This is a genomic window from Pseudomonas sp. SJZ078 (assembly GCF_007828255.1).
GTDB lineage: Bacteria > Pseudomonadota > Gammaproteobacteria > Pseudomonadales > Pseudomonadaceae > Aquipseudomonas.
In genome coordinates this window covers 242730-263993 of sequence record NZ_VIUG01000004.1, presented here as the reverse complement: position 1 = coordinate 263993, position 21264 = coordinate 242730, and the positions used below count along the sequence as shown (strand labels likewise).

At 60.7% G+C, this 21264-nt stretch carries 25 protein-coding genes; 16 read left to right on the top strand and 9 right to left on the bottom strand.

Annotated features, from left to right (window positions below; translation table 11 throughout):
* Positions 1 to 46: 46 nt before the first annotated feature.
* Together FBY02_RS06575 and FBY02_RS06570 are read right to left on the bottom strand one after the other, a co-directional pair.
* Positions 47 to 373: a DUF2025 family protein gene (locus tag FBY02_RS06575; protein ID WP_144924916.1), complete on the bottom strand. Its 327-nt coding sequence runs from the start codon at positions 371 to 373 to the stop codon at positions 47 to 49.
* A 71-nt stretch (positions 374 to 444) separates the two neighbouring features.
* Positions 445 to 615, bottom strand: a complete 171-nt coding sequence (locus FBY02_RS06570) for a M3 family metallopeptidase (protein ID WP_144924913.1) — start codon at positions 613 to 615, stop codon at positions 445 to 447.
* Here FBY02_RS06570 and FBY02_RS06565 point away from each other — a divergent pair.
* From FBY02_RS06565 to FBY02_RS06545, 6 genes are all read left to right on the top strand, one after another.
* Positions 614 to 1741 (top strand): glycerophosphodiester phosphodiesterase, encoded by a 1128-nt coding sequence (locus FBY02_RS06565; protein WP_144924910.1) that lies wholly within the window; start codon positions 614 to 616, stop codon positions 1739 to 1741. The genes FBY02_RS06570 and FBY02_RS06565 overlap by 2 nt on opposite strands.
* 225 nt (positions 1742 to 1966) lie before the next feature.
* Complete coding sequence (locus tag FBY02_RS06560; protein ID WP_144924907.1) at positions 1967 to 2284, top strand: PepSY domain-containing protein; 318 nt, start codon at positions 1967 to 1969, stop codon at positions 2282 to 2284.
* A 157-nt stretch (positions 2285 to 2441) separates the two neighbouring features.
* Positions 2442 to 3464, top strand: a complete 1023-nt coding sequence (locus FBY02_RS06555; protein ID WP_144924904.1) for a transporter — start codon at positions 2442 to 2444, stop codon at positions 3462 to 3464.
* 141 nt (positions 3465 to 3605) lie between these two features.
* A complete protein-coding gene (locus FBY02_RS28075) occupies positions 3606 to 3749 on the top strand; it encodes a hypothetical protein (protein ID WP_178111823.1) in 144 nt (47 codons plus the stop codon).
* A gap of 215 nt (positions 3750 to 3964) precedes the next feature.
* Positions 3965 to 4153 (top strand): hypothetical protein, encoded by a 189-nt coding sequence (locus FBY02_RS06550; protein ID WP_144924901.1) that lies wholly within the window; start codon positions 3965 to 3967, stop codon positions 4151 to 4153.
* A 93-nt stretch (positions 4154 to 4246) separates the two neighbouring features.
* Positions 4247 to 5446 carry an MFS transporter gene (locus FBY02_RS06545; RefSeq protein WP_144924898.1) on the top strand — a complete coding sequence of 400 codons (1200 nt, stop codon included), beginning with the start codon at positions 4247 to 4249 and terminating at the stop codon, positions 5444 to 5446.
* On the opposite strand, the gene arfB is transcribed toward FBY02_RS06545, so the two are convergent.
* Both arfB and FBY02_RS06530 read right to left on the bottom strand, forming a co-directional pair.
* On the bottom strand, positions 5443 to 5856 hold the full coding sequence (gene arfB, locus FBY02_RS06540; protein ID WP_041020761.1) for an alternative ribosome rescue aminoacyl-tRNA hydrolase ArfB: 414 nt from the start codon (positions 5854 to 5856) through the stop codon (positions 5443 to 5445). The genes FBY02_RS06545 and arfB overlap by 4 nt on opposite strands.
* Before the next feature lie 201 nt (positions 5857 to 6057).
* Entirely contained in the window at positions 6058 to 7467 is a 1410-nt protein-coding gene (locus FBY02_RS06530; RefSeq protein ID WP_144924895.1) for an amino acid permease, read from the bottom strand.
* Between the two features lie 681 nt (positions 7468 to 8148).
* Between FBY02_RS06530 and FBY02_RS28070 the strand changes: the two genes are divergently transcribed.
* Positions 8149 to 8286, top strand: coding sequence for a hypothetical protein (locus FBY02_RS28070; RefSeq protein ID WP_003178782.1), 138 nt, complete (start codon positions 8149 to 8151; stop codon positions 8284 to 8286).
* Positions 8287 to 8376: 90 nt separating this feature from the next.
* Positions 8377 to 9342 (top strand): leucyl aminopeptidase, encoded by a 966-nt coding sequence (locus FBY02_RS06525; RefSeq protein WP_144924892.1) that lies wholly within the window; start codon positions 8377 to 8379, stop codon positions 9340 to 9342.
* A gap of 272 nt (positions 9343 to 9614) precedes the next feature.
* On the opposite strand, the gene rluB is transcribed toward FBY02_RS06525, so the two are convergent.
* From rluB to FBY02_RS06495, 5 genes are all read right to left on the bottom strand, one after another.
* Positions 9615 to 10832, bottom strand: coding sequence for a 23S rRNA pseudouridine(2605) synthase RluB (rluB, locus tag FBY02_RS06520; RefSeq protein WP_144924889.1), 1218 nt, complete (start codon positions 10830 to 10832; stop codon positions 9615 to 9617).
* Positions 10833 to 11120: 288 nt separating this feature from the next.
* Positions 11121 to 12059, bottom strand: a complete 939-nt coding sequence (scpB, locus tag FBY02_RS06510) for an SMC-Scp complex subunit ScpB (RefSeq protein WP_144924881.1) — start codon at positions 12057 to 12059, stop codon at positions 11121 to 11123.
* Between the two features lie 11 nt (positions 12060 to 12070).
* Positions 12071 to 12769: a ScpA family protein gene (locus tag FBY02_RS06505; protein WP_173668659.1), complete on the bottom strand. Its 699-nt coding sequence runs from the start codon at positions 12767 to 12769 to the stop codon at positions 12071 to 12073.
* A 132-nt stretch (positions 12770 to 12901) separates the two neighbouring features.
* Positions 12902 to 13531, bottom strand: a complete 630-nt coding sequence (locus FBY02_RS06500; RefSeq protein WP_024779546.1) for an L-threonylcarbamoyladenylate synthase — start codon at positions 13529 to 13531, stop codon at positions 12902 to 12904.
* Between the two features lie 13 nt (positions 13532 to 13544).
* Positions 13545 to 14408 carry a PHP domain-containing protein gene (locus tag FBY02_RS06495; RefSeq protein WP_144924876.1) on the bottom strand — a complete coding sequence of 288 codons (864 nt, stop codon included), beginning with the start codon at positions 14406 to 14408 and terminating at the stop codon, positions 13545 to 13547.
* Positions 14409 to 14495: 87 nt separating this feature from the next.
* On the opposite strand from FBY02_RS06495, the gene FBY02_RS06490 reads away from it, so the two are divergent.
* The 8 genes from FBY02_RS06490 to FBY02_RS06455 all read left to right on the top strand — a co-directional run bounded on the left by FBY02_RS06490 (position 14496) and on the right by FBY02_RS06455 (position 21262).
* Complete coding sequence (locus FBY02_RS06490; protein WP_144924872.1) at positions 14496 to 15092, top strand: septation protein A; 597 nt, start codon at positions 14496 to 14498, stop codon at positions 15090 to 15092.
* A gap of 1 nt (position 15093) precedes the next feature.
* Positions 15094 to 15393, top strand: a complete 300-nt coding sequence (locus tag FBY02_RS06485) for a YciI family protein (protein ID WP_144924869.1) — start codon at positions 15094 to 15096, stop codon at positions 15391 to 15393.
* A gap of 96 nt (positions 15394 to 15489) precedes the next feature.
* Entirely contained in the window at positions 15490 to 15900 is a 411-nt protein-coding gene (locus FBY02_RS06480; protein ID WP_144924866.1) for a translation initiation factor 2, read from the top strand.
* A 7-nt stretch (positions 15901 to 15907) separates the two neighbouring features.
* Positions 15908 to 16585 (top strand): response regulator transcription factor, encoded by a 678-nt coding sequence (locus FBY02_RS06475; protein WP_144924863.1) that lies wholly within the window; start codon positions 15908 to 15910, stop codon positions 16583 to 16585.
* Positions 16586 to 16740: 155 nt separating this feature from the next.
* Entirely contained in the window at positions 16741 to 17178 is a 438-nt protein-coding gene (locus FBY02_RS06470; RefSeq protein WP_144924860.1) for a Spy/CpxP family protein refolding chaperone, read from the top strand.
* A 65-nt stretch (positions 17179 to 17243) separates the two neighbouring features.
* A complete protein-coding gene (locus FBY02_RS06465) occupies positions 17244 to 18584 on the top strand; it encodes a HAMP domain-containing sensor histidine kinase (RefSeq protein ID WP_144924857.1) in 1341 nt (446 codons plus the stop codon).
* A 150-nt stretch (positions 18585 to 18734) separates the two neighbouring features.
* Entirely contained in the window at positions 18735 to 20171 is a 1437-nt protein-coding gene (locus FBY02_RS06460) for a di-heme oxidoredictase family protein (protein ID WP_144924854.1), read from the top strand.
* A 26-nt stretch (positions 20172 to 20197) separates the two neighbouring features.
* The gene (locus tag FBY02_RS06455; protein WP_144924851.1) at positions 20198 to 21262 is read left to right on the top strand and encodes an imelysin family protein; all 1065 of its coding nucleotides are present in this window, start codon (positions 20198 to 20200) and stop codon (positions 21260 to 21262) included.
* Positions 21263 to 21264 lie beyond the last annotated feature (2 nt).

Genomic DNA, 21264 nt, shown 5'->3' with positions numbered 1-21264 from the left:
ACCACAAATCCTTTGTGGGAGCGAGCCTGCTCGCGATAGCGGTGGATCAGCCTTCGACCAACTGCCGCATCGCTACGATTTCCGGCAGGTCGCTGCGTGCCATGTACACCCGCAAAGGTTCGGTGAGGTTGAGACGATCATCGATGTTCTGGTCCAACAGCAGTTGGATCCGCTCGCGTTTGAGGATCATGGTGCCGTCCGTGACAGCCACCCAGACGAACTCGCAGGTCGGAATGATGCCGTCGGCGGCCACGTCCATGCCGAAGGCGTCTTCGCTGAAGCGCACGATGTATTGGCCGGTCTTGCGGTTCAGGCCGACAAAGCCCTTGAGTTGATCGGCGGCCTGGCAGATGAAGGTTGAAGTGGTGCGCATGGTAAACCTCATGGATGCGTCCCGCGGGACGTCTGATCGATGGTTTACACGCAGGGCAGGCGAATGTCGCTTCAGGTTTCCCTCTGCCGGGGAAACTGCTGCGGCCAAGGGTACTGCAAACCGCCTGCAAAGATGTGGGAAAAATCTGTTTCCCGAAGCTTTATGTAAGTTTGGCGATAGCGCTCAGAGCGTTCAGTTGTTAAAAGATAGGCTTTGCACAACGACGAAAGGATCTCGAGCATGCCCGTCACCTTTACCCGTAGCGTGTTGATGTTGAGCCTGTTGCTCGGCGTCGGTCAGACATCGGCCGCCGAGGCGCCGAACCCCAAGGCCTTGGCCACTCGCCAGGGTATTCCCCACCCGGCGGTGATCGCTCACCGTGGTGCTTCGTTCGATGCACCGGAATCCACCGCAGCCTCTTACAAGTTGGCCCGCGACCTCGGCGCCGATTATCTGGAACTGGACCTGCAACGCAGCAAGGATGGCGTGCTGTTCGTGTTGCACGATGACAGCCTGCTGCGCACCACGGACGTCGCGACCAAGTTCCCCGAGCGCAAGGACAGCAGCGCCAACGCATTCACCATGGCCGAGCTCAAGACCCTCGATGCCGGCAGCTGGTTCAACACCGCCTACCCGGACCGCGCGCGTCCCGGGTTCGCGGGGCTGAAGATCCTGACCCTCGATGAAGTCATCGACATCGCCGAGGGAAATCCGCAGCACAAACCGGGGCTGTACATCGAAACCAAGGAGCCGAAGCTGTTCCCCGGCATCGAACGCGACCTGAAGGATAAACTGCAGGACCGCGGCTGGCTGAGTCCGGCCGGCTCCAAGTTGGCCAAAAGTGCTACCGGCGTAGGCCAGGGCAAGGGCAAAGTGGTCTTGCAGACCTTCGAAAAGAGCAGTCTCGAACTGCTGCACAAAGAGATGCCGAAGGTACCGAAGGTCCTGTTGCTGTGGGTGGGTGAAGGCAACATAGAGCCCAAGTCCAAGGTGACATTTGCCGAGTCCGGTGAAACCGACAAGGCGGCTTACTACGCCAAGCAACAACCCAAGGACCGCGCCGAGTTCGAGAAATGGGTCCAGTACGCCAAGGCCCAGGGCGTCATCGGCACCGGACCATCCGCCGCGCTGACCCACGGCGGCAGCCAGAGTTATTCAGACCTGGTGCAGCCCTGGATGAACCAATACACCCACGATCAGGGTTTGCTGGTGCATGTCTACACTGTGGATGAGCCGGTGGACTTCAAGAAAGTGATGGAGGCCGGCGTGGATGGCATTTTCACCAACCGGGCCAGTGAATTGCTCAAGTATTTCAAGCGTCCCGAAACTGGCAGTGTGACGCAGTTGCTGGAGAAGAACGGTTATTGATCAAGTGTGGGAGTAAAGCTTGCTTGCGACGAACGATAATGCGGCTGTACTGAAACCGTACTGCCCACATCGCGAGCAAGCTTTGCTCCCACAGGCTGTCGCAGTTCTTATCCCAACAAACCTTACTTCAGCAGTCCCGCGCAAAGGTTTTTTCAAATTAAGGGTGAATTAAGTTGCCACAGTTAATCTGATCCCACTTAAACGACACACCCAAGGAAAGACCTTATGAAAACTTTGACTGCCCTGTTCACCGCTGCGGCCCTGACCCTGACTGCCGGCCTGACCCACGCGGATGATGATGTTCGACCTGAACATATCCCTCAATTGGTCAAGGAAGGCAAGATCCTGCCGATGGAACAGCTGAAACAAGAAGTCGAGAAGTTGCATCCGGGAGCGACCCACGGCCTCCCTGAGCTGGATAAGCGCTTCAACGGCTATGAATACGAAGTTGAAGTACGTTACCCCGACGGCAGAGAGTATGAAGTTGAGCTCAACGCAGCCACCGGCGGAGTCCTGAAAAACGAACTCGACAAAAAGGATTAAAAAGAGCCGCGCAATCGTCAGGTTGCGCGGCTTTTTTATTCATCTATCAATCCGCTCCCACACCGCACAACTGTCACAAAACCATCAAGATTTCTTGCCATGATCTCGCCCAAGTGAACCTGTAGCCACCACAGGCACTTCCCGCCAGCGAGCCTTCATGAACCACAGCATTGACCAAAGCCACCGCGACCCGGACCTGTTCGGCCTGCTCTACGGGTTTCGTTTCCGTCCCGGCGAGCGCGGGCGGGAAATCGATTCGGCCCAGGCCCTGCAAAGCCTGCAGCAACCACAAGACAACGATGAATTCCTCTGGCTGCACCTGAACCTGGCGCATGCAGCCTGCGAGCGCTGGATGAAAAGTCAGTTGGCCTTGCCCCAGGAGTTTTTCGAAGCCTTGCACGAAGGTTCGCGTTCGACCCGCATCGAACATGTGGACTCGGCATTGCTGGCGGTGGTGAACGATGTCGTGTTCAACCTGAGCAACCTGGTCTCTTCGGACGTCTCGACCTTGTGGGTCTGCGTCCACAGCCGACTGATTGTCAGCGCACGCCTGCAACCCCTGCACTCGGTCGACAAGCTGCGCTCATCGGTCAAGGCCGGTGAGTGCTTTCGCTCACCCGTGGAACTGCTCGTGCACCTGCTGCGCGACCAGGGCGAAGTACTGACCCAGATCGTGCGCAAGACTAGCCTCAGCGTCGATCAGATCGAGGATCAGTTGCTCTCCTCGCGCCTGTCCACCAACCGCGCCGAACTCGGCGCCCAACGCCGGGTGCTGGTGCGCCTGCAACGCCTGTTGGCGCTGGAGCCCGGCTCATTGCTGCGCCTGCTGAACCGGCCGCCGCAGTGGCTGCAGAAAGAAGACGTCAAGGAGCTGCGCAAATCCACCGAGGAGTTCGCCTTGATCATCAACGACCTCACCGCGCTGGGCGAACGGATCAAGCTGTTGCAGGAAGAAATCGCCGCCAACCTCAACGAACAGACCAACCGCACCTTGTTCACCCTGACGATGGTCACGGTACTGGCTTTGCCCATCAACATCATCGCCGGTTTCTTTGGCATGAACGTCGGCGGCGTGCCGTTGGCCACTGACCCTGAAGGTTTCTGGATCCTCGTGGCACTGGTGGCGACCTTCACCTTGATCGCCGGCCGCTGGGCATTTCGCAAGCAACAAGACCAGTGAGCTGACCTGTCTAGACAACCCCATCTGTCGGTACAACAGGATTTAAAAGTCTTTCTGTCATCTTTCCTGCGGTATCCTGCCCGGGCTTTACAGAAGCGAGGATCTACCAGATCTACCAACAGACTTTGCGAGGAGCGCGATATGCACGAGATTCCTAATCTCCCCTTCCCAAGCCTGCACGACACTGAGCAGACGACCACGCTACAGGCCGCAGGGCAACCAGACGCCCGGCAACCCGAGCCCAAAGAAGCCACTGAACGCCGCCAGGCCGACAGCGAAGACTGATCCATCAGCACCACCAGACCGTGTGGAAAGCGCAGGCTCTGGACGAAAAGCCTTGATACTCGTTCATGCTGCGTTGAAAACAGCCTCGCAATGCTCATGTACTCCAGTACACTGCGCTTGCCCGGCTGTTTTCGCCTTGCCTGACCTTCGTCTCAAGTCTTTTCGTACAGAGCCTAAGATGCGCTTTCCACACTGCCTGAATCCGAGCCCCGACCATGACCGATGACAACTTCAGCGAAGCCCAGGCCAGTGTGCTGATCGGCACCACTGAAAAAATGGTCGAGATCTGGACGCGCCTTTCGCCAGAGAAACAAGCCACGCTGCTGGCCCGTTTCGGCACCGAGGAAAATGCCCTCGCCGCGTTGGTCACCACACACCTGGTCGCCGGGCAAAACGAGGCCTGACAGGCAAATAGTTTTACTTTCCCACGCCTCATTTCTACGCGCGCCGTTATCATAAGCAGCCTATCTATCCAGCTGCTCCGTGGACCTTTTCCCATGTCAGATTCCCAGCGCCCCCTGGCGGTCACGCTGCAAGTCGTTTCCATCGTTCTCTTCACCTTCATCGGCTATTTGAATATCGGCATTCCCCTGGCCGTGCTGCCCGGGTTCGTCCATGGCGAATTAGGTTTTGGCGCGGTCATCGCCGGGCTGGTGATCAGTGTCCAGTACCTGGCCACCCTGCTCAGCCGCCCTTACGCGGGCAAGATCATCGACAACCTGGGCAGCAAGCGCGCCGTCATCTTCGGCCTGGCCGGGTGTGGGCTGAGCGGTGTGTTCATGCTGGTCTCGGCCTGGACTCATGACCTGCCGACGCTGAGCCTGACCAGTCTGCTGATCGGTCGCCTGGTGCTGGGCAGCGCGGAAAGCCTGGTGGGCTCAGGCTCGATTGGCTGGGGCATCGGCCGGGTCGGCGCCGCGAATACCGCCAAGGTGATTTCCTGGAACGGCATCGCCAGTTATGGCGCGCTGGCGATAGGCGCACCACTGGGGGTGTGGCTGGTCAAGTCCCTGGGACTGTGGAGCATGGGCGTCAGCATCATCCTGCTGGCCGTGCTGGGGGTGGCGCTGGCCTGGCCGAAAACCGCCGCGCCCGTGGTTGCCGGCGAGCGCCTACCGTTCATGCATGTACTGGGGCGTGTCCTGCCCCATGGCAGCGGCCTGGCCCTGGGTTCCATCGGTTTCGGCACCATCGCCACGTTCATTACCCTGTACTACGCGACCCAACATTGGGACAACGCGGTGCTGTGCCTGAGCCTGTTCGGTGCCTGCTTCATCGGTGCACGCCTGCTGTTCGGCAATCTGATCAACCGCCTGGGAGGCTTTCGGGTAGCAATTGCCTGCCTGTCAGTGGAAACCCTTGGCTTGTTGCTCCTATGGCTGGCACCCGATGCGCAGTGGGCACTGGCGGGCGCAGCGTTGAGCGGCTTCGGTTTTTCGCTGGTATTCCCGGCACTGGGTGTCGAGGCCGTCAATCTGGTACCGGCCTCCAGCCGTGGGGCGGCGGTGGGCGCTTATTCGCTGTTCATTGATTTGTCACTGGGGATCACCGGACCATTGGCCGGCGCGATTGCAGCAGGGTTTGGCTTTGCCTCGATCTTCCTGTTCGCGGCCTTGGCAGCGCTCGGCGGCCTGGCGTTGAGCATCTACCTGTACCGGCAGGCGCCGAGGTATCGCGAGGAACGCAATAGAAACTAAAAATCCACCTTGCCCCGCCCGGCCTTGATCGAACCACGCTTGCTCTTGGACTCCAGGCGACGCGTCTTCGAGCCCAGGGTCGGTTTGGTCGGACGGCGCTTCTTCTCGACCTTGGTGGCACTGAGGATCAGCTCGGCCAGGCGCTCCAATGCATCGGCCCGGTTCTGTTCCTGTGTCCGGTACTGCTGGGCCTTGATGATCAACACGCCATCGCTGGTGATGCGGCTGTCACGCAGGGCCAGCAGCCGCTCCTTGTAGAACTCGGGCAGCGACGAAGCAGGAATGTCGAAGCGCAGGTGCACGGCGCTGGAGACCTTGTTGACGTTCTGCCCCCCGGCGCCCTGGGCGCGGATGGCCGTCAGCTCGATCTCGGCATCGGGAATGTGCACGTTGTTGGAAATCGCCAGCATGGAAAGCGTCCGGTATCAGGCCCCACAGAATACCCCGAATCCTCTGTGGGAGCGGGCTTGCTCGCGAAAGCGGCGTGTCAGTCAGCAAAAATATTGAATGTAACAACGCCTTCGCGAGCAAGCCCGCTCCCACAGGGATTGGACTGGACCAGAAAAAAACAAACCCGGCATTCAGCCGGGTTTGGGGTATCTCAAGGATGCCTACTTGGCAGCCGCTACGGTCAATCCATGCTGGGCACTGCGCTTGTTCTTGATCAGGTAGCACACCCACATGAACACCAGCCACACCGGAATCGCGTATACCGAAATCTGGATACCGGGAATCATCAGCATCACGCCGAGGATGAACACCACGAACGCCAGGCAGATGTAGTTGCCATAGGGGTACCACAGCGCCTTGAACAGCGGCACCTGGCGAGTCTGGTTCATGTGCTGGCGGAATTTGAAATGCGAGTAGCTGATCATCGCCCAGTTGATCACCAGAGTCGCGACCACCAGCGACATCAGCAGCTCCAACGCATGCTGCGGGATCAGGTAGTTCAGCAAGACCGCCACCAGGGTCACCGCCGCCGAGGCAAGGATCGAACGCACCGGCACGCCGCGCTTGTCGATCCGGGCCAGGGCCTTGGGCGCATCGCCCTGCTCGGCCATGCCCAGCAGCATGCGGCTGTTGCAGTAGGTACCACTGTTGTACACCGACAGCGCGGCGGTCAGCACCACGAAGTTGAGGATATGCGCCGCCGTGTTACTGCCCAGCATCGAGAACACTTGCACGAACGGGCTACCGCTGTAGGCATCGCCGGAGGCATTGAGCGTGGCCAGCAAACTGTCCCAAGGGGTCAGGGACAACAGCACCACCAGGGCACCGATGTAGAAAATCAGGATCCGATAGATCACCTGGTTGATGGCCTTGGGAATCACGGTTTTCGGCTTGTCGGCCTCGGCGGCGGTGAAACCAAGCATTTCCAGGCCACCGAAGGAGAACATGATGATCGCCATCGCCATCACCAGCCCACTCACGCCATTGGGGAAGAACCCACCGTGTGACCACAGGTTCGTCAGCGAAGCTTGCGGGCCGCCATGGCCACTGACCAGCAGGTAGCTGCCCAAGGCAATCATGCCGACAATCGCCACGACCTTGATGATCGCGAACCAGAACTCGGCCTCACCGAAGACTTTGACATTGGCCAGGTTGATGGCGTTGATCAGGATGAAAAACGCCGCCGCCGAGGCCCAGCTCGGAATGTCCGGTGCCCAGTAATGGATGTACTTGCCCACGGCCGTCAGCTCGGACATGCCCACCAGGATATACAGAATCCAGCAATTCCAACCCGACAGGAACCCGGCGAAACCGCCCCAGTACTTGTGGGCAAAGTGGCTGAAAGAACCGGCTACCGGCTCTTCGACGATCATTTCGCCCAACTGGCGCATGATCATGAAGGCGATAAAGCCGCAGATGGCGTAGCCCAGGATCATCGACGGGCCGGCTGATTTCAGCACCCCCGCCGAGCCCAGGAACAGGCCGGTACCGATCGCGCCGCCGAGGGCGATCAATTGAATATGTCGATTTTTCAGGCCGCGTTTCAGCTCGCCTGTATTTACACCGGTCATGCGTCACCTGTTTGTTTTTATCTGTGACGAAATCGAACCCGACACGCTTGTGGCGTGGCGGAATGAGCAAGGCGGATAACCTTGAAGGTGCGTGGGTACGCGAAGGGTCACAGTAAAACGCGGCGCATTGTACACCGCCGACCCTTGGCTGTAGTGGCCTGTACGGCTAATTTGAGTACACGAATTAGCCACACAGGCCACTAGACACCTGACAAGGCATGAGGCGCATATGACCCTCCTCATGGATTGGAAACAAGCCGGCCAACACCTTACGGCACGACGTATGAAAGGTCTGCTGGAAGCTTTTTCTTACATTCATCTGGAGGAGATTTACAAACCGAGCAGGCGCACGCTTTTCGTAAGCATTCCTTTACGATGCGTAACGAAATTTTTCCACGTAGGAATTTTCTGTAGTCCGTATACAAATTGACGGTAGGAAGTTTCCTAACACCTGACCCCTGCAGGTGGCTGTTTAAAAAAGCAAAAAAATCTGCGAGAAATAGAATAAAAAGTTCATCTCAAAAAAAATAAAATTATTTTTTGCATTCCAAAATCCCGTCGACTAGGTTTTAGCGACTTGCCCAGGCATCGTGCCGGCAAGCCCTGCGGGGCCTGATGCGGTCAGCTTTCACTCACCGGATTACCCGCAACTTTCCGTAAAAGTCATCTAGGAGATTCACTATGCAAGCACTGGACAAAGACTTGGAAACCGAACTGCAACTGGACGAATGGTTTGAAGCGCCAACCCATGAAGCCGCCGTTGAAATGATGCAAGCCGACGCCGTCGTTCCGTTCGGCACGGCGATGTGGCCTCTGTAAGCGCAACCCGGCGGAGTTGATCCGGCCGGTCGGCTCCGCCACTTTCAGCAGGTTGTCAGGGACGCTCATTCATCAAGGAAGAAAACAAGTATGGACACTCAACGAGCCATCTCACATTTCCTTTACTACCTCGAACACCACCCCGCCCTGGCCGGCATCCAGCCCGCCAAGGTACTGCTCGGCCATACCGCCGACTACGAAGCCCTGACCGGCGCCATTGCCGAACAAGCCGGCAACGGATCACCCTTCCGCTTCAGCGCCATGCGTCTGGACCTCGAATCCACCGAGCGTCTGTCCAAGGCCATTGCCGACAGCGATCTGTATATTTTCTTCTACGACTCTTCCACCTTGCCCCATCCACGGCCTGACGGTCCGGACTTCGTCCGCGCCCTGCAAGGCGTGATGGCGGACAACTGGAAAAAATCGCTGTTGTTCAAGGACTACGGCGAATATTTCTACGACACCTTCAGCGTCATCCCGCAACGTATCGCCGGGCTCAACAGTCATCTTATCCGGCGCATGTCACAAGCAAGCACGCTGAGCTTCCAGGACGAGCACGGCTCGTACTTCGATACGGCACTGGACAGCGTCAAGAAGTGGACCGACATCAACGGCCTCGGCAATTACGACCTGGCCCCTGGTGAAATCGCCACTCACAGTGACACCATCAATGGCCGGGTGAGTTTCGTCGGCACATTCCTGAGCACCATCCCGTTCGCACGCAAATATGGCGTGCTGCAGTCGCCCCTGGAGCTGTGGATCGAAGACTCCACCATTCAGAAAATCGCTACCGAGGTGCCAGGCCTGGAACACGACTTCAACCGCTACCTGGACGCCAACCCGTCCAACCGGCGCATCGAAGAGTTGGGGATCGGCACCAACGAAGGGGTCAAGAGCCTGTATGCCCGCAACGCCGGGTTCGAGGAGCGACATTGTGGCCTGCACCTGGGACTGGGTGGCGGCGCCAAGGGCAGCCATCACCTGGATCTGATTTTCGAGAGCGGTATGCTGGCGCTGGATAATGAGCCGATGTTTGATGGGCGGTTTGTGTTTTAAGGGCAGCGTTGAGCGGCAAGCTCAAGCGGCAAGCGAGGGGTGGGTCTGGAAGAGTATGGTTGGGACTGCGGGCCCCTTCGCGGGCAAGCCCGCTCCCACAGTTATCTCAGTGAATGGAAGGTTGGTGAACGCCACCGCCCCAATGTGGGTGCGGGATTGCTCGCGAAAGCGGTCTCAGCTACACCCCATCACTCAAGCCAGACCAAAAAAAAACGCCAACCCTACGGTTGGCGTTTTTTCTTGCAGCTTGCCGCTAGCAGCTCAAACCCGCCTCACTCCGGCTTGCGACGCCCAAACCCAGGACGCTGCCCCGAACCCGCCGGTGCGCCACGACGCTTGCCCGACGGCGCGTCACGATCCACCAAGGTGATGGCCGGGCGTTTCTTCGAGGTCGGCTTGGCCGGGCGCTTGACGTCGGCCGGGCGTTCAGCCACCGGGGTACCGCGACCTTCGCCACGCTCAGTCCGGCCGTTGGCCGGGCGCGGCGTGCGTGGACCACGCTCACCATCCTGACGAGGCCCCGGCTTGCGGGCCGGACGTTCGCCTTCGATCTGCGGCTCGCGTGGAGCACGTGGGGCAGGCGCTGCGCCCTCAGCCGCTGGACGCAAGGTCCGTACGCGCTCGGTCTTGCCCATCGGGCGCGAGGATTTACGCTGCATCCGCTCCAGCTTGTCCTTGCTCTTGGCGGTCATCTGCGGCATTGTCACCGGCGCAAGACCAACTTCGGCCGACAGGATGTCGACTTCCTGCTGGCTCATTTCGCGCCAGCGGCCCATCGGCAGGTCGGAATTGAGGAACACCGGGCCGAAACGCACGCGCTTCAGACGGCTGACCACCAGCCCCTGGGATTCCCACAGGCGACGCACTTCACGGTTACGGCCTTCCATCACCACGCAGTGGTACCAGTGGTTGAAACCTTCACCACCGGGCGCCTGCTTGATGTCGGTGAAGCGCGCCGGGCCGTCTTCCAACACGACGCCGGCCTTCAAGCGCTCGATCATCTCATCGTCGACCTCACCGCGTACGCGCACGGCGTACTCGCGGTCCATCTCGTAGGACGGGTGCATCAGACGGTTGGCCAGCTCACCGTCGGTGGTGAACATCAGCAAGCCGGTGGTGTTGATATCGAGGCGGCCGATGTTGATCCAGCGACCTTCTTTCGGACGCGGCATCTTGTCGAACACGGTCGGACGGCCTTCCGGGTCGTCACGAGTGCAGATCTCGCCGTCGGGTTTGTTGTACATGATCACGCGGCGCACCGTTTCGGCGGCCTCTTCGCGCTTGATCACCTTGCCATCGATGGTGATGGCGTCGTGCATGTCGACGCGCAGGCCCAAGGTGGCCTCTTTGCCGTTGACCTTGATCCGGCCCTGGGTGATCCAGGCTTCCACGTCGCGGCGCGAGCCGACGCCGATACGGGCGAGGACTTTCTGCAGTTTCTCGCCTGCGGGACCGATTTCGTGGCTGTCGTTCTTGTCTTGGTCTTTCATGCTGGGCACCTCCCGGTGTGGTCTTGAAAAGGGTCGTTTGGCGCAAGGTTCGCCAAAGGGTCGCGAATCATACGCCCGTTGAGGCGTTTGCGCATCAGAGAGTAGCTGATCTATGGGTGCCCGACGCGATTTCCGCCGATCGGTTGCAAGCCATTTTCCATACTCTCCATATTCCACTGTGGGAGCGGGCTTGCTCGCGAAAGCGGTGAGTCAGTTGGAGGTGATGTTGACTGTGCCGCCGTCTTCGCGAGCAAGCCCGCTCCCACAGAGGGTGCAGTATGAGCTGGGTCAATCGTCAAACTGGCGACGTTCGTTTTCGATCGCTTCAGCCAGCGCCCGGGCTTCGGCTTCCTCGTCGCTCAGCTCAGGCTCGGGTACGTGCGGCTCAAGGGCAGCTACAGCAGCCAGCAGTTTTTCCCGGGCTTCGGCAACTCCGAGCACGTCCTCTTCGGGTTCAGGCTCGGCCGCGGGTTCAACTTCATTGTCAGGCGCCTCGCCCTCAGGTTCCGGACCGTCACGCAGCAAGTCGTCGAAATCGGTCTTGAGCCCCTCTTCCATAGTGTCCAGTTCCAGCAGCAACGAATGGAAACTGGTTTCTTCCTTCGGCTCCTCCGGTTCGGCACTGGCATCGGCCAGGTCTTGCAAACCCTGGGGCACCGGGGCGTCGTCGAACTCGAGCATCGGCTCGGGCTCCAGTTCCCGCAGTTCGGCCAGCGGAGGCAGCTCATCGAGGTTTTTCAAGTTGAAATGATCGAGAAAAGCCTTGGTGGTGGCGAACATCGCCGGTTTGCCCGGCACGTCGCGGTAACCGACGACCCGGATCCACTCACGCTCAAGCAGGGTCTTGACGATGTGGCTGTTGACCGCCACGCCCCGCACATCCTCGATCTCGCCGCGAGTGATCGGCTGGCGGTAGGCGATCAGAGCCATGGTTTCGAGCATGGCGCGGGAATAGCGCTGGGGCCGCTCTTCCCATAGGCGCCCAACCCACGGCGCGAATTTCTCGCGGATCTGCAGGCGATAACCGGAAGCCACTTCCTTGAGCTCGAAGGCCCGCCCCTCGCAGGACTTGCCCAACAGGGTCAGGGCTTTTTTGAACACGGCCGGTTCCGGCCGCTCGCCTTCTTCGAAAAGCTCGAACAGGCGCTCCATCGATTGCGGCTTTCCCGAGGCCAACAAAAAAGCTTCAAGCAAGGGGGCCAGCTCGCGGGGTTCAGTCAGATTCATTGATTTGCTCGTTATTCGGCTCGTGCCCGCACGTGGATCGCTGCGAACGGCTCATTCTGCACCAGCTCGACCAAGGATTCCTTGACCAATTCCAGGATCGCCATAAACGTGACGACCACCCCCAACCGCCCTTCCTCGGCGGTGAACAGCTCGACGAATGGCACGAAACCGCCGCCCTTGAGCCGCTCCAACACGTCGCTCATGCGTTCGCGGGTGGACAGCGCTTCGCGGCTGACCTGGTGGCTTTCGAACATGTCGCCCCGGCGCAGGACCTCAGCCATGGACATCAGCAATTCTTCCAGGCTCACGTCCGGCAGCAACTTGCGCGCTCGTGCCTCGGGAGCATCGAGCTTGGGCACCACCACGTCGCGCCCGACCCGGCTCAAGCCATCGATGCCTTCGGCGGCGCCCTTGAAGCGTTCGTACTCCTGCAATCGCCGGATCAGTTCAGCACGGGGATCGTCCTCCTCCGCTTCGACCTCGGCCGAGCGCGGCAACAGCATCCGTGACTTGATCTCGGCCAGCATGGCTGCCATCACCAGGTACTCAGCCGCCAGCTCAAGGCGCACCGACTGCATCAGCTCGACATAGCCCATGTACTGGCGGGTGATTTCCGCCACGGGGATGTCGAGGATGTTGATGTTCTGCTTGCGGATCAGGTACAGCAGCAGATCAAGGGGGCCCTCGAAGGCTTCGAGGAAAACCTCCAGGGCATCCGGCGGAATGTACAGGTCCAGGGGCATTTCGGTGACCGCCTGGCCGTAGACCATGGCGAACGGCAACTCCTGCTGGGCGCCGGCCTGGCTGTCTACGCTGTCCACCACGGCTTCCACGGCGGACATTCAGGCCTCGACCAGAAACGGCGCCGGATCGCCGCAACCGACGCGCACCACCTGCGGCTCGCCGTCGGCCAGGTTGATCACGGTGGAGGCTTTCATGCCGCCATAACCGCCATCGATGATCAGATCGACCTGATGTTCGAGCAACTGGCGCATTTCGTAGGGATCGGTCAGGGGATCGGTTTCACCGGGCATGATCAGCGTCACACTCATCAACGGCTCACCCAGTTCCGCCAACAGCGCCAGGGCAATGGGGTGGCTCGGCACCCGCAGGCCGATGGTGCGTTTCTTCGGGTGCAGCAACAGGCGCGGTACTTCGCGGGTGGCGTTGAGAATAAAGGTGTAGGGGCCCGGTAGATGGGCCTTGAGCAGCCGGAAGGTGCCGGTGTCGATCTTGGCGAACAGGCCCAGTTGCGACAGGTCACTGCAGATCAACGCAAAGTTGTGCTTGTCGTCCAACTGACGCAGGCGCCTGACCCGTTCCACGGCATTCTTGTCGCCGATCTGGCAGCCGATGGCGTAGGAGGAGTCGGTGGGATAGACCACCACCCCACCGCCACGAATGATTTCCACCGCCTGTTTGATCAGGCGCGCTTGCGGGTTTTCCGGATGAATCTGGAAAAATTGACTCACGTGTTCTACCTGTTCAGACGGCGTCGGTAACAAGATCATGTTTGAATCTACACCAAAGTGGTGGCAGATCTTCGGGCAACGGGCGGTACTCGCCGATCTCGGACCAGCCTCCAGGGCCATGGAAATCACTGCCGGCGGTAACCAGCAGGCCAAACTCCCGGGCCAGAATCGCCAGGCTGCCGACCTGCTCGGCCGGCTGATGGCCATTGACCACCTCAATGGCGTGGCCCCCTGCTTGAATATAGTCGGCTATCAGGCGGCGACGTTTGCTACGGGTGAAATCATAGTGCCAGGGATGCGCCAGGCTGACCCAGGCCCCGGCGGCCCGCAAAGTCTCAACCGTCTGTTCCAGCGTCGGCCAATGTTGCTTGACGTCCCCCAGCTTGCCGGCCCCCAACCATTTGCGAAACGCTTCGGCGCGGTCCTTGACGAAACCTTCGCGCACCATCCAATCGGCGAAGTGCGGCCGGGCCGGCGCATTGCCGCTGTCCCCCAGTTCCTGCTGGATCTGCCGGGCGCCCTCCAGCGCACCGGGCATGCCCTTGAGGGCCAGCTTGCGGCTGATCTCCTCGGCACGCAGCCAGCGCCCATCGCGCAATTCGGCGATGGCCTGCACCAGTGGCGGCGCACCGACATCGAAACCATAGCCCAGCACATGGATGGTCGCCCCACCCCATGTGCAGGACAACTCGACGCCGTTGACCAGCTGCATGCCCAACGCTGTCGCCGCGTCGCGAGCCTCATCGAGGCCTTCGAGGGTGTCGTGATCGGTCAGGGCCAGGACTCGCACGCCGTGCTCGAACGCCCGCGCCACCACAATCGCAGGCGCCAGGGCGCCATCGGAGGCCGTGCTATGGCAGTGCAAATCAACATTCACGGGGGGTTGTTACCTCAAATCAGCTGGCCCTATCGCGGCCAAGGATGTTTGTTATTATGCCGCCACATCCTGCTTCTGGCTGCCATTGTGAAACAATTCATCGACTTCATTCCGCTTCTGCTGTTTTTCATCGCTTATAAACTTGACCCACGCACCGTCGACATTGCCGGTCAGTCCCTGACCGTGGGTGGTATCTACAGCGCCACCGCGGTGCTTATCATCAGTTCCCTGGTGGTCTATGGCGCGCTGTTCATCTCCCAGCGCAAGCTGGAAAAAAGCCAGTGGCTGACCCTGATCGCCTGCCTGGTGTTCGGCAGCCTGACCCTGGCCTTCCACAGCGATACCTTCCTCAAATGGAAAGCGCCGGTGGTCAACTGGCTGTTCGCCCTGGCCTTTATCGGCAGTCATTTCATCGGCGACAGCCTGCTGATCAAACGCATCATGGGCCATGCCGTCAGCCTGCCGGACGTGATCTGGACCCGCCTGAACATCGCCTGGATCGCCTTCTTCCTGTTCTGCGGCGGCGCCAACCTGTTCGTCGCGTTCACGTTCCAGGACTACTGGGTCGACTTCAAGGTCTTCGGCAGCCTGGGCATGACGCTGCTGTTCCTGATCGGCCAAGGCATCTACCTGTCCCGCCATCTGCACGATGCCGACACCCCCCCGCAAAAAACCGAGGACTGACATGCTCTACGCAATCATTGCCACCGACGTCGCCAACTCCCTGGAAAAACGCCTGGCCGCTCGCCCCGAGCACCTGGCGCGCCTGCAGCAGCTCAAGGCCGAAGGCCGTGTCGTGCTGGCTGGCCCCCACCCTGCGGTGGACAGCAATGATCCAGGTGCCGCAGGTTTCAGCGGCAGCCTGATCGTGGCCGAGTTCGAATCCCTGGCCGTCGCGCAAGCCTGGGCCGAGGCCGACCCGTTCGTGACCGCTGGCGTCTACGCCAATGTCGTGGTCAAGCCGTTCAAGCAAGTCCTGCCATAACCCGATGCGCAATGAGCCTTCATGGCTCATTGTTCTCATTTGCCTGCCGACAACCTGTCTAATCTGTCTAAACTCGAGCGGAATTCAGGAGTGACCATGCGCAAAGGTCCGTTGTGCCTGTTGTTGATCATGTTGTCGATCGGGGCACCCGCCCATGGCGAAGAAAGCACCGAGGGCAGTCATTCGACGCCCTTGTCCCTGAGCGCGGGCGGCCAGCTCGCCGAGCTGCAGCAACGCTTGAAAGACAGCGAGCGCCTGCGCGAAGAACTGACCCAACAATTGCAGAACACCAACAGCGAACGCGAAACCGCACTGGTGAGCCGGTTGCGCCAGGAGAACCAGCGCCTGAAGCTGCAACTCAAGGAAGCCCAGTCAAGCACGCTGCCGCGCCTGTTGACCGATCAACAGCAATGGTTCGTCATTGGTGCCGGGGTAGCGCTATTGGCCCTACTCTGCGGTATCTTTGCCAGCGGTGGACGTAGACAGCGTCGGCAATGGCTAAATTGAGTGTTTCATGAGCGAGCTGTTACTGATTGATGATGACCAGGAGCTGTGTGAGCTCCTCGGCAGTTGGCTGGGTCAGGAAGGGTTCCAGGTCCGGGCCTGCCACGATGGCCAGAGTGCCCGCAAGGCCCTGGCCGAAACCGCTCCGTCAGCGGTGGTGCTGGATGTGATGCTGCCCGACGGCAGTGGCCTGGAGTTGCTCAAGCAACTGCGCACCGACCATCCGGAACTGCCGGTGGTGATGCTGTCGGCCCGCGGCGAGCCGCTGGACCGCATCCTCGGCCTGGAACTGGGCGCCGACGACTACCTGGCCAAGCCCTGCGACCCCAGGGAACTGACCGCCCGCCTGCGCGCCGTGCTGCGGCGCAGTCATCCGACGGCGGTGTCCAGCCAGATCGAACTGGGCGACCTGACCTTCAGCCCGGTACGTGGCGTGGTCAGCATCGATGAGCAGGAACAGACCCTCACCGTGTCCGAGAGCCGCCTGCTCGAAGCGCTGCTCAAGCAACCAGGTGAGCCGCTGGACAAGCAGGAACTGGCACAGATCGCCCTGGGCCGCAAGCTGACCCTGTACGACCGCAGCCTCGACATGCACGTAAGCAACCTGCGCAAGAAAATCGGCCCCCATCCCGACGGCCGCCCGCGCATCGTGGCGTTGCGCAGCCGGGGTTACTACTACAGCCTCTGAACGACGCAGATCCCCTCGCCACGGGTTTGCGTTTTGTCAGGATCACACCCAAACCTCTTTACCCAAGCTTTACCCACCCCTGACCGCCGCTGACCTTGATCTCAGTAATCTGCACACATCCGGAACCGACCGGGAACGAGACAAGGAGATACACCATGCGCAAGACCCTTATCGCTCTGATGTTCGCTGCCGCCCTGCCGACCGTGGCCATGGCCATGCCTGAAGGCGCTGGCCCGATGGGGCCGATGGATGGCCCGCGTCACGGCGGCCAGATGCACGACAGAGGTCCGTACAGCCAGCTGGACCTGACCCACGAACAGCGCCAGCAGATCCGCAGAATCATGGGCGAACAGCGCCATGAACGTCAGGAGCTGGTAGAGAAATACCTGGCGAAACTGTCGCCGGCCGACCAGAAGGCCATGCAGGATGAAATGAAAGCACGGCACGAGAAAGTCGACACCCAGATCCGTGCTCTGTTGAAGCCTGAGCAACAGAAAGAGTTCGACGCGATCCAGAAGAAACAGGCCGAGCGTCGCGCCGAGTGGGCCGAATTCAAGGCCTGGAAGGCGCAACAGCCGCAAAAAGCGCAATAATGCACTGACGTTCCCCAGCCCAGCGGCTACGTGCCGCTGGGCTTTCTCTGTTTCGAGGATTTACCGTGCGTTCATTGTTCTGGCGCATCCTGGCCAGTTTCTGGCTGGCCATCACGCTGGTTGCAGGGCTTTCCATCCTGCTGGGGCACATGCTGAACCAGGACGCCTGGATCCTCAGCCGCCATCCAGGGCTCAACACCCTGCCCGAAGAGTGGACGCAAACCTACGAAAGCCAGGGCGAGGATGCGGCCCAGGATATTCTGCAACAGCGCAAACGCCAGTATCACATCGACGTCCAGGTGTTCAACGAGAGCGGCGACCCGGTGGTGCGCGGCACGTTTCCCCATCGGGCGGCCGCCTTTGAGGCACGCCAGAACAACGACGACCGACGCCTGCCCTGGCGACGCCTGACCGACGAGTTCACCAGCGCCAAGACCGGAGACACTTACCTGTTCATCTACCGCATCCCCCATCCCGAGCTGGATGCCTGGCACCGCGACAGCCTGCTCTGGCCCCTCAGTGCCCTGGGCATCGCCTTGGTGGTGCTGACCTTGTTCAGTCTGCTGGTGACTTTCTCTATCACTCGCCCATTGAACCGGCTGCGCGGTGCCGTGCATGACCTGGGACAAACCACTTATCAACAGAACAGCCTGGCCAAACTGGCCAACCGTCGCGACGAATTCGGTGTATTGGCGACAGACTTCAACCGCATGGGCGCACGCTTGCAAAGCCTGATTGGCAGCCAGCGACAGTTGCTGCGGGACGTGTCCCATGAACTGCGCTCGCCCCTGGCCCGGCTGCGCATCGCCCTGGCATTGGCGGAGCGGGCCGGCCCCCAGGAGCGCGAAGCGCTGTGGCCGCGCCTGACCCGCGAATGCGATCGCCTGGAGGCGTTGATCAGTGAAATCCTGGTGCTGGCCCGGGTCGATGCCGACAACGCCGGCGCCGAAGAGATCGATCTGAACGGCCTGCTGGTCGCCCTGCAAAAAGATGCACAACTGGCGTCCCCGGAACAAAGCGTGCAATTGAACGCCGAGCCGAGCCTGACCCTCAAGGGCTGGCCGACCATGATCGAGCGAGCGGTGGACAACCTGCTGCGCAACGCCCAGCGCTTCAACCCGGCCGGGCAACCCATCGAAATGCGTGCGGTGCGCCAGGGAGAAAAGATTCTGGTGAGCGTGCGCGACCATGGTCCAGGCGTGGAGGCCGAACACCTGGGGCAACTGGGCGAGCCGTTCTATCGTGCACCTGGCCAGACCGCCGCCGGCCATGGACTGGGCTTGGCGATTGCGCGCCGTGCCGCGGAACGGCACGGTGGTACCTTGATACTGGCCAACCATCCCGATGGAGGGTTCATCGCAAGCCTGGAACTACCGTTGGTGCCGGGGGCTGTTGTCCAGCCTTGAGCCGTGGCGAGGGAGTCCACGGCCGCCGCTCCCACAGGGATTGTGGCGACAAGACTGCCGCCCCCAAACCAAACGATAATTCCTCTTATTCAAAGTCCCCGGTCCTGTTAGACTTTGCGCCCTCGTTTCACTCGCCTTCCAGGATGTTCGATGCGGTCGTTGCCTCTTCCATGCGCGCTGTTCATGGCACTGTCCGTGGCCATAGGTCTGAGTGCCTGCGATGAGGCGCCGCGCTTTACCCAGGCCGAACCTGGTGAAGCCCGGTCCGGCGGTGCCGCGACGGTTCGCAAGGCCGATCAGAACGCGTTCTCCCTGCCCTCGGCCAACCTGCCGCCCTCACGGCGCGTGGATTTCAGCGTCGGCAACAGCTTTTTCCGCAGCCCCTGGGTGATCGCGCCGTCGACCACCACCGCCCGGGATGGCCTCGGGCCGCTGTTCAATACCAATGCCTGCCAGAACTGCCATATCAAGGACGGTCGCGGCCATCCGCCAGCGCCGGACGCGGCCAATGCGGTGTCGATGCTGGTGCGCCTGTCGATTCCCGATGAGCCGTCCTACGCCAAGGTCATCGAGCAATTGGGCGTAGTGCCGGAGCCGGTGTACGGTGGACAATTGCAGGATATGTCCGTACCTGGCGTCGCCCCCGAAGGCAAGGTGCGGGTCGACTACGCGCCTGTCCCGGTTCGTTTCAACGACGGTACGGTGGTGGAACTGCGCAAGCCGAACCTGCAGATCAGCCAGTTGGGCTACGGTCCGATGCACCCCGACACACGTTTATCCGCCCGGGTCGCGCCGCCGATGATCGGCTTGGGATTGCTGGAAGCCATTCCCGATGAAGCCATCCTGGCGAATGCCGAGGCCCAGGCGCGGGAGAAAAACGGCATCGCCGGTCGGCCGAACCAGGTCTGGGACGATGCCCTGCAGAAAACCGTCATGGGACGTTTCGGCTGGAAAGCCGGACAGCCCAACCTCAACCAGCAGAACGTCCACGCGTTCTCCGGCGACATGGGCCTGACGACAAGCCTGCGGCCGTTCGACGATTGCACCGAGGCCCAGGTCGATTGCAAGCGCGCACCCAATGGCAATGGTCCGGACGGCGAGCCGGAGGTGAGCGACAACATCCTGCGGCTGGTGCTGTTCTATAGCCGCAACCTGGCCGTACCGGCGCGCCGGGACGTGAATTCATCTCAGGTGCTGGCCGGCAAGAACCTGTTTTTCCAAGCCGGCTGCCAATCCTGCCACACGCCGAAATACACCACGTCCGCCAACGCTGCCGAGCCGGAGTTGGCGAACCAGGTCATCCGCCCTTACACCGACCTGTTGTTGCACGACATGGGCGAAGGGCTGGCCGACAACCGCAGCGAATTCAAGGCCGGCGGCCGTGACTGGCGGACCCCGCCGCTGTGGGGTATCGGCTTGACCGAAACCGTCAGCGGCCACACCCAGTTCCTGCACGACGGACGCGCCCGCAACCTGCTCGAAGCCGTGCTCTGGCATGGCGGTGAAGCGCAAGCGGCACAGCGCCAGGTTTTAGCATTCAATGCCGAGCAACGCGCCGCGTTGCTGGCTTTCCTGAATTCCCTTTAAATAATTTTCCGAAACGGGAGTCCGACATGTTCCGTCCCAAGCTGTTGTTCACCAGCCTCGCCGCCTTCGCCCTCGGCGCATGCTCGCCCCAGGATCCGCAAGCAGTCACGTCGGCCGCCATCGCCAAGCAAGTGATCCTGCCGACCTACAGCCGTTGGGTCGATGCCGACCGGCAACTGGCGAGCAGCGCCCTGGCGTTCTGCCAAGGCAAGGAGAACCTGGAAACCGCCCGCGCCGACTTCCTCAAGGCACAAAAGGCCTGGGCCGAGCTGCAACCGCTGCTGATCGGTCCGCTGGCCGAAGGCAACCGCGCCTGGCAGGTACAGTTCTGGCCGGACAAGAAAAACCTGGTGGGCCGTCAGGTCGAGCAACTGGTCGAAAGCCAGCCGCAGATCGACGCCGCCGGTCTGGCCAAATCCAGCGTCGTGGTCCAGGGACTGTCGGCCTACGAATACCTGCTGTTCGATGCCAGGATCGACATGGCCGACAGCACGCAGAAAGCCAAGTATTGCCCACTGCTGATGGCCATTGCGGAACGTCAGCAACAACTGGCGGAAGAGATCCTGTCGCGCTGGAATACCAACGACGGCATGCTCGCACAGATGAGCAAGTTCCCGAACCAGCGCTACGCCGATTCCCACGAAGCGATCGCCGATCTGCTGCGGGTCCAGGTCACCGCCCTCGATACATTGAAGAAGAAACTCGGCACCCCGATGGGCCGCCAGACCAAGGGCGTACCGCAACCTTTCCAGGCCGATGCCTGGCGCAGCCAGTCGTCGTTGCAAGGCCTGGAAGCCAGCCTCAGCGCGGCCAGGACGGTTTGGGTAGGCGTGGATAACAAGGGCCTGCGTGGTCTGTTGCCGAGCGACCAGAAACCTCTCGCCGACAAGATCGACGCCGCCTATGACGCATCGTTGAAACTGTTCGCCAGCACCCAGCGCTCACTGACCGAAATGCTCAACGACGACGCCGGGCGCCAGCAACTCAACGACTTGTACGACAGCCTCAACGTCGTCCATCGCCTGCACGAAGGCGAACTGGCCAAGGCGCTGGGCATCCAACTGGGCTTTAATGCCAACGATGGTGACTGATC

Bases quoted from the DNA above. Each gene is read 5' to 3' on its own strand.
- FBY02_RS06575 (WP_144924916.1), bottom strand. From the start codon at position 373: ATGCGCACCACTTCAACCTTCATCTGCCAGGCCGCCGATCAACTCAAG.
- FBY02_RS06565 (WP_144924910.1), top strand. From the start codon at position 614: ATGCCCGTCACCTTTACCCGTAGCGTGTTGATGTTGAGCCTGTTGCTC.
- FBY02_RS06570 (WP_144924913.1), bottom strand. From the start codon at position 615: ATGCTCGAGATCCTTTCGTCGTTGTGCAAAGCCTATCTTTTAACAACT.
- FBY02_RS06560 (WP_144924907.1), top strand. From the start codon at position 1,967: ATGAAAACTTTGACTGCCCTGTTCACCGCTGCGGCCCTGACCCTGACT.
- FBY02_RS06555 (WP_144924904.1), top strand. From the start codon at position 2,442: ATGAACCACAGCATTGACCAAAGCCACCGCGACCCGGACCTGTTCGGC.
- FBY02_RS28075 (WP_178111823.1), top strand. From the start codon at position 3,606: ATGCACGAGATTCCTAATCTCCCCTTCCCAAGCCTGCACGACACTGAG.
- FBY02_RS06550 (WP_144924901.1), top strand. From the start codon at position 3,965: ATGACCGATGACAACTTCAGCGAAGCCCAGGCCAGTGTGCTGATCGGC.
- FBY02_RS06545 (WP_144924898.1), top strand. From the start codon at position 4,247: ATGTCAGATTCCCAGCGCCCCCTGGCGGTCACGCTGCAAGTCGTTTCC.
- arfB (WP_041020761.1), bottom strand. From the start codon at position 5,856: ATGCTGGCGATTTCCAACAACGTGCACATTCCCGATGCCGAGATCGAG.
- FBY02_RS06530 (WP_144924895.1), bottom strand. From the start codon at position 7,467: ATGACCGGTGTAAATACAGGCGAGCTGAAACGCGGCCTGAAAAATCGA.
- FBY02_RS28070 (WP_003178782.1), top strand. From the start codon at position 8,149: ATGCAAGCACTGGACAAAGACTTGGAAACCGAACTGCAACTGGACGAA.
- FBY02_RS06525 (WP_144924892.1), top strand. From the start codon at position 8,377: ATGGACACTCAACGAGCCATCTCACATTTCCTTTACTACCTCGAACAC.
- rluB (WP_144924889.1), bottom strand. From the start codon at position 10,832: ATGAAAGACCAAGACAAGAACGACAGCCACGAAATCGGTCCCGCAGGC.
- scpB (WP_144924881.1), bottom strand. From the start codon at position 12,059: ATGAATCTGACTGAACCCCGCGAGCTGGCCCCCTTGCTTGAAGCTTTT.
- FBY02_RS06485 (WP_144924869.1), top strand. From the start codon at position 15,094: ATGCTCTACGCAATCATTGCCACCGACGTCGCCAACTCCCTGGAAAAA.
- FBY02_RS06480 (WP_144924866.1), top strand. From the start codon at position 15,490: ATGCGCAAAGGTCCGTTGTGCCTGTTGTTGATCATGTTGTCGATCGGG.
- FBY02_RS06475 (WP_144924863.1), top strand. From the start codon at position 15,908: ATGAGCGAGCTGTTACTGATTGATGATGACCAGGAGCTGTGTGAGCTC.
- FBY02_RS06470 (WP_144924860.1), top strand. From the start codon at position 16,741: ATGCGCAAGACCCTTATCGCTCTGATGTTCGCTGCCGCCCTGCCGACC.
- FBY02_RS06460 (WP_144924854.1), top strand. From the start codon at position 18,735: ATGCGGTCGTTGCCTCTTCCATGCGCGCTGTTCATGGCACTGTCCGTG.
- FBY02_RS06455 (WP_144924851.1), top strand. From the start codon at position 20,198: ATGTTCCGTCCCAAGCTGTTGTTCACCAGCCTCGCCGCCTTCGCCCTC.